Source organism: Nocardioides sp. CPCC 206348 (genome assembly GCF_048654705.1).
Lineage (GTDB): Bacteria > Actinomycetota > Actinomycetes > Propionibacteriales > Nocardioidaceae > Nocardioides.
Genome location: NZ_JBMCZA010000146.1, coordinates 1 through 11,595, shown reverse-complemented (window position 1 = coordinate 11,595; position 11,595 = coordinate 1). Strand labels below are relative to the sequence as shown.

General features: G+C 66.2%; 12 protein-coding genes. 4 read left to right on the top strand and 8 right to left on the bottom strand.

Annotated features, from left to right (window positions below; all coding sequences use genetic code 11):
* A partial coding sequence (locus ACOADB_RS10110) for an aldehyde dehydrogenase family protein (protein WP_378597832.1) occupies positions 1-807 on the top strand: 807 nt, incomplete at its 5' end.
* Entirely contained in the window at positions 804-1,850 is a 1,047-nt protein-coding gene (locus tag ACOADB_RS10105; RefSeq protein WP_378597830.1) for an LLM class F420-dependent oxidoreductase, read from the top strand. The genes ACOADB_RS10110 and ACOADB_RS10105, both read left to right, overlap by 4 nt.
* A gap of 96 nt (positions 1,851-1,946) precedes the next feature.
* On the opposite strand, the gene ACOADB_RS10100 is transcribed toward ACOADB_RS10105, so the two are convergent.
* The 5 genes from ACOADB_RS10100 to ACOADB_RS10080 all read right to left on the bottom strand — a co-directional run bounded on the left by ACOADB_RS10100 (position 1,947) and on the right by ACOADB_RS10080 (position 7,070).
* Positions 1,947-2,381, bottom strand: coding sequence for an ester cyclase (locus ACOADB_RS10100; protein WP_378597828.1), 435 nt, complete (start codon positions 2,379-2,381; stop codon positions 1,947-1,949).
* Positions 2,382-2,404: 23 nt separating this feature from the next.
* A complete protein-coding gene (locus ACOADB_RS10095) occupies positions 2,405-3,508 on the bottom strand; it encodes an NAD(P)-dependent alcohol dehydrogenase (RefSeq protein ID WP_378597826.1) in 1,104 nt (367 codons plus the stop codon).
* Positions 3,509-3,510: 2 nt separating this feature from the next.
* Complete coding sequence (locus ACOADB_RS10090; RefSeq protein WP_378597825.1) at positions 3,511-5,025, bottom strand: aldehyde dehydrogenase family protein; 1,515 nt, start codon at positions 5,023-5,025, stop codon at positions 3,511-3,513.
* Positions 5,025-5,423 carry an SCP2 sterol-binding domain-containing protein gene (locus ACOADB_RS10085; RefSeq protein WP_378597824.1) on the bottom strand — a complete coding sequence of 133 codons (399 nt, stop codon included), beginning with the start codon at positions 5,421-5,423 and terminating at the stop codon, positions 5,025-5,027. The genes ACOADB_RS10090 and ACOADB_RS10085 overlap by 1 nt, the downstream gene beginning before the upstream one ends.
* Before the next feature lie 489 nt (positions 5,424-5,912).
* On the bottom strand, positions 5,913-7,070 hold the full coding sequence (locus ACOADB_RS10080) for a thiolase family protein (protein WP_378597823.1): 1,158 nt from the start codon (positions 7,068-7,070) through the stop codon (positions 5,913-5,915).
* A 128-nt stretch (positions 7,071-7,198) separates the two neighbouring features.
* Here ACOADB_RS10080 and ACOADB_RS10075 point away from each other — a divergent pair, with 128 nt between their 5' ends.
* On the top strand, positions 7,199-8,782 hold the full coding sequence (locus tag ACOADB_RS10075) for a long-chain fatty acid--CoA ligase (protein ID WP_378597822.1): 1,584 nt from the start codon (positions 7,199-7,201) through the stop codon (positions 8,780-8,782).
* A gap of 24 nt (positions 8,783-8,806) precedes the next feature.
* Here the strand turns inward: ACOADB_RS10075 and ACOADB_RS10070 are convergent, their stop codons facing one another.
* On the bottom strand, positions 8,807-9,571 hold the full coding sequence (locus ACOADB_RS10070; protein WP_378597821.1) for an SDR family NAD(P)-dependent oxidoreductase: 765 nt from the start codon (positions 9,569-9,571) through the stop codon (positions 8,807-8,809).
* A complete protein-coding gene (locus ACOADB_RS10065; protein ID WP_378597838.1) occupies positions 9,571-10,443 on the bottom strand; it encodes a crotonase/enoyl-CoA hydratase family protein in 873 nt (290 codons plus the stop codon). The genes ACOADB_RS10070 and ACOADB_RS10065 overlap by 1 nt, the downstream gene beginning before the upstream one ends.
* Positions 10,444-10,511: 68 nt before the next feature.
* On the opposite strand from ACOADB_RS10065, the gene ACOADB_RS10060 reads away from it, so the two are divergent.
* Complete coding sequence (locus tag ACOADB_RS10060) at positions 10,512-11,285, top strand: alpha/beta fold hydrolase (RefSeq protein WP_378597820.1); 774 nt, start codon at positions 10,512-10,514, stop codon at positions 11,283-11,285.
* Between the two features lie 34 nt (positions 11,286-11,319).
* Here the strand turns inward: ACOADB_RS10060 and ACOADB_RS10055 are convergent.
* Positions 11,320-11,595: AMP-binding enzyme (locus tag ACOADB_RS10055; RefSeq protein WP_420280717.1), on the bottom strand; the 276-nt coding region annotated here is incomplete at its 5' end.

The window sequence follows — 11,595 nt, the reverse complement described above, 5'->3', positions numbered from 1 at the left end:
CACCCTGGCGTGAACAAGGTCGCCTTCACCGGTTCGACGGCAGCGGGCCGCGCGATCGGCGAGATCTGCGGCCGCCTGCTCCGCCCGGTCACCCTCGAGTTGGGAGGCAAGAGCGCCGCAATCGTGCTGGACGACGCTGACCTCGAGCAGACCGTTCGAGGTCTGTCCTGGGTCAGCCTGCTCAACAACGGGCAGACCTGCTACCTGAACAGCCGCATTCTGGCTCCGCGGTCGCGCTACGCCGACGTCGTGGGCGCAGTCGCCGATCTGGCCACCTCCCTCAAGGTCGGCGACCCCGCCGACCCGACGACACGGGTCGGCCCCTTGGTCACGAGCGCGCAGCGCGCACGCGTCGAGGAGTTCATCGCGGCTGGCCGCTTCGAGGGCGCTCGCGTGGTGGCCGGGGGTGGGCGTCCTGAAGACCTGCCCGTCGGCTGGTACGTCCAACCAACCGTCCTCGCCGATCTTGATCCACGATCGACGCCGGCCCGGGAAGAGATCTTCGGTCCGGTCCTGTGCGTCCTGCCCTACGACGACATCGACGACGCCGTTCGACTGGCCAACGACTCCGAGTACGGGTTGGGAGGAACCGTCTGGACGCGCGATCAGGAACGCGGACTCGACGTTGCCCGCAGGGTCGAGACCGGAGCCATCGGCGTCAACTTCTTCGACCTCGACCTGGGCGCTCCTTTCGGAGGCGTCAAGTCGTCCGGCGTGGGGCGCGAGCTCGGACCCGAAGGTCTCGACGCCTACGTAACGCTCAAGTCGATCTACCTGAACACCACGACGAAGGAGGAACAAGCATGAAGATCGGAATCTCTGTCGGCTACTGGGGTGCCGGACCTCCGGAGGACGTCGAACGACGCCTGGCCGAAGCCGAAGAGGTCGGCGTCGACAGCATGTGGACCGCTGAAGCCTACGGGTCGGATGCCATCTCGCCACTCGCGTGGTGGGGCGCCGGAACGAAGCGTCTGAAGCTCGGCACCGCGGTCACGCAGATCTCCGCCCGCACACCCACCGCCATGGCGATGGCAGCGCAGACCGTGGACCACCTCAGCGGCGGGCGCATGCTGGTCGGCCTGGGTGCATCGGGCCCACAGGTCGTCGAGGGCTGGTACGGCACGCCGTACCCGAGGCCCCTCGAGCGCACCCGTGAGTACGTACAGATCATGCGCCAGGTGTGGGAGCGCGAAGCCCCGGTGGAGTTCTCCGGGCGGCACTACCAGCTCCCCTACACGGGCGCAGACGGCACCGGCCTCGGCAAGCCGCTTCGGTCCACCGTGCACCCGTATCGCAGCGACATCCCCGTGTACCTCGGCGCGGAAGGCCCGAAGAACGTGGCGCTGGCAGCCGAGATCGCCGACGGCTGGCTGCCCCTGTGGTTCTCCCCCAAGTCCGACGCCTTCTATCGATCGGCGCTGGCCGAGGGCTTCGGCGTGCCCGGCGCACGGCGCACGGCCGAGACCTTCGACGTCGCGGGCGTGGTGTTCATGGCCGAGGACGAGGACGTCGAGCTCGCGGCCTCGCACATCAAGCCCATCATCGGTCTCTATGCGGGGGGCATGGGCGCCAAGGGCGCGAACTTCCACAACGAGCTGTTCGTGCGGATGGGCTGGGGTGATGTCTGCCAGGAGCTCCAGGAGCTCTACCTCGCCGGACGCAAGCAGGAGGCGATCGACGCCATCCCGCTCGAGATGGTGGAGGACGTCGCCCTCGTCGGGCCGGCGGACAAGATCATCGACGACTTCAAGAACCGATGGGCGCCCACGTGCCTGACGACCCTCATCGTGAGCGGGAGCCAGAAGCAGTCGACCCTCGCCAGACTGGTTGACGAAGCCGCTCGACTCTGACGACCCACCTCGACCCACCTCAGAGTCGAAACAAGGGCACTGAGTCCTTCCACGTGAAGGATCCAGTGCCCTTGTTCGGCGATCAGGCTTGCGACGTCAGACGCCCACTCCGAGCTGACCAAGGAAGCCAGCCTGGTCGTAGATGACCTTGTACTCGGCGACGCGGTCCCCTTCAAAGCGCCAGAACTCAGCGAGCTCGACGTCGATGGAGTTGCCGGTGGGTGGCAGGAAGTCGCCGTCCGGAAAGCCGAGATCCTCGGTGTGCGTGCCGGTCACCTGAACGAGGGCAGCGACCTCGTCCGTCCCACTGATCACGCGGAAGGGGCGGTGACGCAGATCAGGGAACGCAGCAAAGAACCCGGCCATCCACAGCACCACGACCTCGGCGCCCGTCTCCTTGAAGCCTGAGGCATCGATGACGCAGTCGGGCGTCAATGCGGCCTCCACCCATTCGAAGTCGTGCGCATCCACGTGCCGAAAGAACTCTTCGACCCAAGCGGCGCTCGTCAGAGCTGGTGCAGTCGTGTTCATGGTTTCGTTTGCCTTTCGAGTTGTCAGTACGACGAGGTGGCGGGGATGAGGACGGGCTTGATCACCTTGCTCGCGTGAAAGTCGTCCAGTGCGGTTTCCAGCTCCTCGAGGGGGTACTCCGTGATGAGCCGGTCGAAGGGGAAACGACCGTCTCGCCACATCTCGATCAGCTGCGGGATCAGCTGGTGGGGCTCTGCGTCCCCCTCGATCACACCGGTCAGGGTGCGACCCATGAGGAGGTGGCCCTGGTCGATGGTGATGTCGTTGTCCAGCGCCTGAAGACCCACAGTGGCGCAAATGCCGGGAGTGCGAAGAGACATGAGCGCGTCCCGCACCACGGGGCCGAGCCCCACAGCCTCCATCGAGCAGTCGAGTCCGCCGGTCACCTCGAGGATCTCCCACACCACGTCCTTGGTCGAGGACGGGTTGAAGGTGTGCGTGGCTCCCAGCTCGCGAGCGAGGGCGAGCCGGTCATCGCTGAGGTCGACCGCGACGATGGTTTCGCACCCCGCCGCCTTCGCAGCCATCACGCCGGCAAGACCAACGGTTCCGAGCCCCCAGAATCCGATGCTCTGTCCGGGCTGAGGGCGAAGCACGTTGATGACCGTGCCTGCCCCGGTCAGCAGCCCACAACCCAACGGCCCGAGCAGGTGCAACGGGACGTCCTTGTCCACCTTCACAGCATTGCGCGCACTTGCCACGGCATGCGTTCCCCAGGAGGACTGCCCGAACCAGCTCCCGTGGACCTGGCGATCCCCCTGGACCAACGTCGTGGTGCCATCCAGGCGGGTGCCGAAGTAATTCAGGGCGCCGGCCAGCGCGCAGTACGCCGGATGTCCGTTGTCGCAGGATGGGCAGTCTCCGCAGGTGTCGAAGGTGAGGACGACGTGGTCACCGGGAACCACATGGGTCACGTCAGGACCCACCTCCTCCACCACGCCGGCGCCTTCATGGCCGAGGACAGCAGGCATCGGGAGGGGCAGGTTGCCATTCAGCCCGGTGAGATCCGTGTGACAGATTCCGACTCCCGCGATGCGGACCAGGACCTCGTTGTCCTGCAGCGGGGTGTGCTCGACGTCCTCCAGGGTCGGCGTACCCCCGGGCTCGGTGAAGATCGCGACACGCATTTTCAGCCCTCCTGAGCCGGTAGGACGAGGTCGTAGACGCGGCGGTCGAGTGTGCGGGACATGTCGACGTGCACGAACTTCGCCTCGGTGTATTCATCAAGGGCATGAGGACCGAGCTCGCGCCCGATGCCGCTCTGCTTGAACCCGCCGAACGGGTACAGCGCGTTGACCATGTGCCAGTCGTTGATCCAGACCGTCCCGGAGTCGATCTGACGGGCAACGTCCATCGCGGCGTCGAGGTCCTCGCTCCAGACTCCGGCGGACAGCCCGTAGTCGGAGTCGTTCGCGATGTCGATTGCCTCCTGTACGTCGCGATAACGCAGGACGCACAGGACCGGACCGAAGATTTCCTCCTGGGCCACCCGCATGTCGTTGGTGACGTCGGTCAGGATCGTCACCGGGACCCAGTGGCCGGGGCCGTCGGGCACCTCGCCCTGGAACGCGACTGTCGCGCCTTCCTTGGGGCCGAGCTCGATGTAGGACTCGATGCGACTCTTCTGCTCCGCCGAGATGATCGGCCCCATGTCGGTGTCGAAACTTGTCGGGTCGCCGACCTTGATCTGCTTGGCTCGCGCGATCATTTTGGCCACGAACTCGTCATGCAGGGAGTCGGGAAGAAGCAGCCGGGTGCCCGATTCGCAGGCCTGCCCCTGGTAAAGACAGAACGCGAACAGCGCGCCATCGACGGCGACGTCGATGTCGGCATCGGGCAACACGATGTTGGGCCCCTTGCCCCCGAGCTCGAGGGTGACCTTCTTGATGTTCTCCGAAGCCTGCTGGGCAATGAGGCGACCCACGGCCGTCGAGCCCGTGAACGCGATCTTGCGGACGTCGGGATGCACCGAAAGACGCCGGCCAACCTCTTCGCCCTCGCCGGTGATCACGTTGAGTACGCCCGGCGGCAGTCCCGCCTCGTGGGCCGCCCGGGCCACCTCGAGCAGGGTTGCGGGAGTCTTCTCATCCGTCTTGATGACGATGCAGTTGCCTGCCGCAAGAGCCGGTCCCAGCTTCCAGACCGCAAGGAGCATCGGGAAGTTCCAGGGCACGATGCCCGCCACCACTCCGATCGGCTCCCGCCGCGTCACGCCGGCGGCCATGGTCGGGTAGCCCAGGAGAGGTCCCGGAACTTCGAAGGCGTACGTCCGTGCGAGGTCCGCGAAGTACTGCAGGTGGGAGATCGAGTAACCGACGTGGAAGGCCATGGCCTGGCGGACGGTCACACCGTTCTCAGCGACATGGAGGTCCACGAGGTCGTCCATCCGCTCATTGAGGATCTCGACCATTCGCGACATGACGGCAGCACGTTCCTCCGGCGGCATGTTGCGCCAGTCGCCACGCTTGTGTGCCGCCGCCGCTGCAGCGACCGCTGCATCAGCGTGCTCGACGCTTCCTCGGGCGGATGTCGCCCACAGGTTTTCGTTCGCCGGGTTGATGAGCTCGTAACGCTCCTCTGTATCGACCCAGTCACCGTCGATGTACATGCGGAAGTGAGGCACCTCCGCGACAACGTCAGTCATCAAACCGCGTCCTTGCCCGCCACGAGCTCACGGTAGATCGGGAAGACCGGCTTGGCTGCTGGGATCAGCTTCAGGATCGTCGAGACGGGTCCCTTGGCCTTGACCTGGCCCTTCGCAAGGCCCACGGCGACGTTGTACTCGCCGCTCCAGAACTGGTTCCCGTGATCGGCCGACATCGACATCCGGACATCAGGCGTGAGATCCGAGTCGCCCTCGATGACCTCGATGGCCGGCTCCTTGAGGAGCACGGTGATGCTCGACGTGGGGTTGCTGTAGTCGAGCCGCAGCACGATGTCCGCCGCGCGCAACGCATCTCCGACGCCATCGACGCCGTCCGCGACCCTGAACACCTGTCCGAGGTACTGGTAGACCTCAGCGTCGTCCTTGAAAAAGCTCACGTGATCTCCTCGGTCGAGCCGGGCTCGATTCGCCCGGGCCTGCGCTCACCAGAATCTCACGGACCGTACGTGCGGTCAATAGAAAAGATGAGTGCGCTTACGGCGCGTGAACAGGTCAGGCTTCAGCCACGACGACGGGGTACGACTCGCCCTCGCCGGAATGAACAAAGTGAACAGTGACGGCTCCCCCGGGCGCGACGCTGCCCCCTTCGCTACGCGTGAACAGCCACGGCCCTTCGGCCAACTCGACGATGACCAGGCTGGTCGGGGGGCTCGTCGAATGGTCGACGGCCCTCGACACAATGACCCCTCGACAGCCGGACTCAGCCCAGTCCAGGTCAGGTTCTCCGCAGACGTCGCATGCGAGAACATCCGGCCGACTGACGTGCCCGTCCGCGCAGACCCGGACAAGGAGCCGTCCCGAACCCAGACCATCGAACCAGGCGGCGGTCATCTGGTCGCGACGAGCGGGCGCCCGGCCCGAGCCGGTCACGCTGCGGCCTCCGACGTCAGGACGAGAGTGGAGTGGTGCTCGAGGACGCCGCCATTACCGCTGACCATCGCGGTGTCATGATCGAGCACCTGCCGCTCGCCGGCCTGACCGCGGACCTGCATGACCGCCTCGTGCAGAGGAGTCATGCCCCACAGGTAGAAGGAGGAGAGCTGTCCTCCTCCCGTGTTCGTCGGGAGCACCCCGCCCGGACCCAATGCGCCAGACGCAGCGAGTGCGCCGGCTTCCCCCGGGCCACAGAAGCCGTAGTCCTCAAGTGTGACCAGGACCGTGTAGGTGTAGCAGTCGTAGATCTCCCGCAACTGGATGTCGTCGATGCCCATCCCCGCCATCGAAAGCGCGGCGCGCCCTGAGGCCTTGGCCCCAGTCGTGAGGCCGAAGGTGCTGTCCGCGCGGAACGGGGCAGCGGGGTGCCCCTGCCCCCAGCCGCGAATCTCCACCGGCGGCTGCCTGAGGTCGCGGGCTCGCTCGGTCGTGGTCACGATCACCGCCGCCCCACCGTTGGAGACCAGGCAGCAGTCGAGCAGATGGAGGGGCTCCACCACCCAGCGGGAGGCGTGGTAGTCCGCAAGAGTCAGCGGTGTGCGCATCGTCGCGACCGGGTTGAGCTCAGCCCACCGGCGCTGGGAAACCGCGACCGCCCCCAGCTCGTCATGAGTGACCCCGAACGTGGACATGTAGCGGTCTGCGGCGAGGGCGTACCGATGCGTCGTACTGGTCAGACCCGCGGCAGTTTCGGCGCTACGCACTCCTCGCGCCTGCAATGACATCGCCTTGTACGCATCAGCACCGGAACTGGATTCGGACCTCGGAGTGTCCGCGAAGACGCAGGCCACCGCGCGGGCAGCTCCACTGTCAACGGCCTGCGCCGCTTGCGCGACCATCAATCCCGCCGAGGCGCCGAAGGCAGTCAACTGGGTGAGCACTCGCAGGTCCCGGAGACCGAGTCGGCGAGCCAGGGTCAGGTCGAGCGAGGGCTGGGCGAGGGCCGGGTTGATCAACAACCCGTCAATGTCAGTCGTCGCAAGTCCTGCGTCGGCTGCGGCAAGGGAGACCGCCTCCGCGGCAAGCTCGAAGGAGGTCTTGCCGAAGACCTTGCCCACCTCGGTGAGCCCCAGTCCCGCGATTGACGCCACACTTTCCTCCTTGACCGTACGTACGGTTCATAAGATATCGTGCTGAGTGGATCTGCGCCACTGACCGAGAGCGCTGCTGATTCGAAGACCGCCTGGATCAAACTGGAGACCTGACTGTGCGAGCCACGATGCAGCACCACCCGCTACGGATCACCGCGCTGTTCGAACACGGCTGTCGAGTGCATCCCCACTCCACCGTGACCGACTACGAGAACGGCGACCTCACCCCTCGTACGTTCGCGGAGGTCGCTGACGAGAGTCGTCGCCTGGCAACAGCACTGGCCGACCTGGGGATTGCCCGCGGGGACGTCGTGGCGACCTTGTGCTGGAACACGTCGCACCACGTTGCGGCCTACTTCGCCATCCCCGGAATGGGGGCGGTGCTGCACACCCTCAACCTGCGACTCCATGCATCCCAGCTGTCCTACATCGCGAGGCACGGCGAGGATCGCGCCATCATTGTCGACGCCGACCTGTTGCCGCTCCTGCAGGAGTTCATCGACTCGGTCCCGAGCGTCCGTGACGTGATCGTCGTGGGCGAGGTGGACCTCAGCGCGCTCGAGCACCCCGGCATCCACTTCCACGCCTACGCAGATCTCATCGCCAGCGCTGAACCCATGACCACCTGGGTCGACGGGGACGAGGACGAGGCAGCCGTGCTCTGCTACACGACGGGTACGACGGGCGACCCGAAGGGTGTCGCATACAGCCACCGTTCGACCTACCTGCACACCCTGATGATCTCGACCGGGAGCGCCTACGGCTTCAGCGACTCCGACACTGCCTTGCCCGTGGTGCCGATGTTCCACGCCAATGCCTGGGGATGGGTGCACGCCGCGTGGATCGCGGGCGCGAACCTCGTGATGAGCGGCCGCTTCCTCCAGGCACCGCATCTGGCGACGATGATCGACAAGGCCCGGCCGACCATGCTTGCTGCCGTGCCCACCATCTGGAGCAGCCTGAGTGAACACGCGCATTCCGAGGGCGTTGATCTCACCGGCCTGCGGGTGGCCGTGTCGGGCGGATCCCCGCTGTCGCCAGCGCTGGCACGGCAACTTCGCGACAGGAACCGGCTTCAACTCACCCAGGGCTGGGGCATGACCGAGACGTCACCCTTGCTCACCTTCTCCCGCCCTCCGGCTCGCACCCCCGCCGACGACGAGATCACCTGGACCACTCGAACCGGTCGACTGATCCCGGGCGTCATGACTCGAATCGTTGACGAGGAAGGCCGCATCCAGCCGTGGGACGGACAGTCACAGGGCGAAGTGGAGGTGTCCGGCAACACGATCACCGGCGCCTACCTCGGCGACTCCGATCCCACCAAGTTCCGCGACGGCTGGCTGCGCACCGGCGACCTCGGCGTGATCCACCCCGGTGGTTGGGTGCAGCTGAAGGACCGCCTGAAGGACGGCATCAAGAGTGGGGGCGAGTGGATCTCCAGCGTCGAGCTGGAAAACGCCATCGCGGAACACCCCGCGGTGGCCGAGGTCGCCGTGATCGGCGTCCCGGACCCGAAGTGGGAGGAACGGCCGCATGCCTTCGTCGTCCTGACCCCCGAGGCGAAGGCGAGCGCCGAGGATCTCATGGACTTCCTCACCGGCAGCGTGGCGAAGTGGTGGATCCCGGAGCTGTGGACGTTTGTGGCGACCATCCCCCGTACGAGCGTGGGAAAGTTCGACAAGGTGAGCCTGCGCGCCCCGGTCAACTGACCCGGACGCGCTTGACGGCGGCTCTCAATGTCCTGACATGCCGCCGTCGACCGCCAGCGTGCTGCCGGTGACGTAGCCCGCTGCCGGACTGGCAAGGAAGAGCATGGCGGCCGTGATCTCATCGGGATTCCCCAGCCGCTTCAACGGGCTGCGAGCATTGATGAAGTCGTCGAGCATCTCGGCGGGCACCTCGGCGGTCATCTCCGTCGCGACGTAGCCCGGCGCGAGCGCGTTGACCCGGATTCCCCTGCGGCCGGCCCACTGCGCAGACAGGTCGCGGGTGAGACCGACGAGCCCAGCCTTGCTGGCGGCGTAGGCCGCCTGGGGGGCCGGGGCGGCGATGAACGCCAACGTGCTGGCGATGTTCACGATGCTCGCACCCGGCTGCATCTCCCGGGCGCACGCCTGGGACATCCAGTAGGCACCCATGAGGTTGACGTCGAGCACCTGACGAAACTCTTCGGGAGATTCGCGCAGCGCAGGCACAGCTGCGCCGACCCCTGCATTGTTGATGAGCACGTCGACACGGCCGAACTCCGCCATGGCCGTCCGAACGAGGGCGTCGCACTGACCAGGGTCAGCAACGTCCGTCGGAACACAGAGGGCGGAACGACCGGCACCCTCGACGGCCCTTGCCGTTGCCTCCAGCTTGTCAGCGCGACGAGCAGCCAGCACGACATCGGCACCCGCTTCGGCGAGGGCAACCGCGAACGCCTCCCCGAGGCCCGCGCTGGCGCCGGTCACGACCGCGACACGTCCGTCGAGACGGAAGAGGTCCAGCACACTCATCAGGCACCCACCCAGATCGGTTCACGCTTCTGGGCGAACGCATTCGCGCCCTCGAGGGCATCCTCGCTGGCGCCGACGGCTCGGAACTCAGCCTCGTTCATCTCCCACAGGGGGCTCTCCCAGTCGGACCCCACAGCGCTGCGCATCATGATGCGCTTGCTCGTCTGGACTGCCAGGGGCGCATTCGCTGCGATCTTCTCCGCGAGAGCGAGCGCCGTCGCCAGGACCTCCTCAGCAGGGACAACGCGGTTGACCAGCCCCCACTGCAGCGCTGTTGCGGCATCCAACGGCTCTCCGGTGAAGATTGCCTCGGCCGCGACCTTGGGAGGGATCTGCCGATGCAGCCTGAGCAAACCGCCAGCTGCGGCCACCAGCCCGCGCTTCACCTCCGGTAGACCCAGCTTCGCCGCATCGCTCATCACGGCCATGTCCGCCGCAAGGACGATCTCAGTTCCGCCACCGAGCGCGAAGCCGTTGACGGCTGCGATGATCGGCTTGTCCACGAAGTGCCGCACGAACCCGGCGAACCCCCGCTCAGGATGGTCGACGTCGAGCACCGTCCGTCCAGCACCCAGTTCCTTGAGGTCTGCCCCGGCACAGAATGCACGGCCCGCGCCAGTGACAACAGCCACCCGCAACTGGCGATCTCCTGCGAACTCTGCGAGCGCCGCTCCCAGGGCTCGGGACACGTCCGCATTCACCGCGTTCATCGCGTCGGGCCGGTTCAAGGTGATCAAGGCGACGGGGCCACGCCGATCGAGAACGACCGCTCGGCCAGTTGATTCGTCCGCTGGTGTTGACTTCATGTCGACGGTGCCTTCTGTCGTGGGCTGGTCATTGGCTCGCGCCACGGTACTATTGACCGTACGCACGGTCAACGTTACCGTGAGTTCGTCGCACGGACTGGTTCCGATGCACGTCATCAACCATTGGAGGGCTCATGGCCGCGCCTCAGACCGATCTCCTGTGCATTCATGGCTTCAACAGCAGCTGGCACAACTGGGACCCGGTGGTCGAAGGGCTCCGCACGAACCACCGCGTCCACGTGGCTCGCCTGGCTGGCCATGCCGATGGGCCGTTGCATCCGGCAACCGCACCAACGGCGGCGACGCTTGCTGACCAGCTCGAGCGCGACCTCGATGCCGCGGACGTGGAGCGTGCACACCTGGTGGGCAACTCGCTGGGCGGGTGGCTGGCCCTCGAGCTGGCAGCGCGTGGCCGGGCGCTCTCCGTCACCGCACTTTCGCCCGCCCTCGGCTGGGAGCCGACCGGTCGGCACCTCCAGGTGTTGGCACTGAAGCTGTTCCTCGGGGGCCAGCTGACGACACGCATGGCGCCGCTCCTTCCCCGCTTGCTGCGTTCGTCCCACGTACGACGAGCAGCGCTGAAGATCGCAGTGGAACACGGCGACCGGATGTCGGTCCAAGCCGCACTGGACTTCACTGAGGACATGGCCGAGTGCACGATCTCCCAGCCGCTCAAGCGTTGGTTCCTGAGCACCGAACACCAGCTCGGAGCCATCGACTGCCCCGTACAAATCGCTTGGTCAGAGCATGACGCGCTCATCCCGCTCGATCCGTACGGTGCTCGCTTTCCTTCGCTGGTGCCCCACGCCGAACGGTTGACTCTTCCAGGAGTCGGACACGTGCCGATGTACGACGACCCAGAGCTCGTCACTCGTACGATTCTGGACTTCACCGCTCGGGTCTCCTGACCAGGTTCAGCTTGCGGCCGGAGACGCCATCGGATCAGACCGTGAGGCCCAGCTGGCGTGTGCTCTCCTCGCGCATCTCGATCTTGCGGACCTTGCCGGTGACAGTCATGGGGAAGTCGTCGACGACCAGGACGTAGCGCGGGACCTTGTAGTGCGCGAGCTTGCCGGTCGCGTACTCCTTCACCGCCACCGCATCCAACGGGGTCGCACCCGGCTTCATCTTGATCCAGGCACACAGCTCCTCGCCGTACTTCTCGTCCGGGACCCCGATGACCTGGACGTCCTCGACATCGGGGTGGGTGTAGAGGAA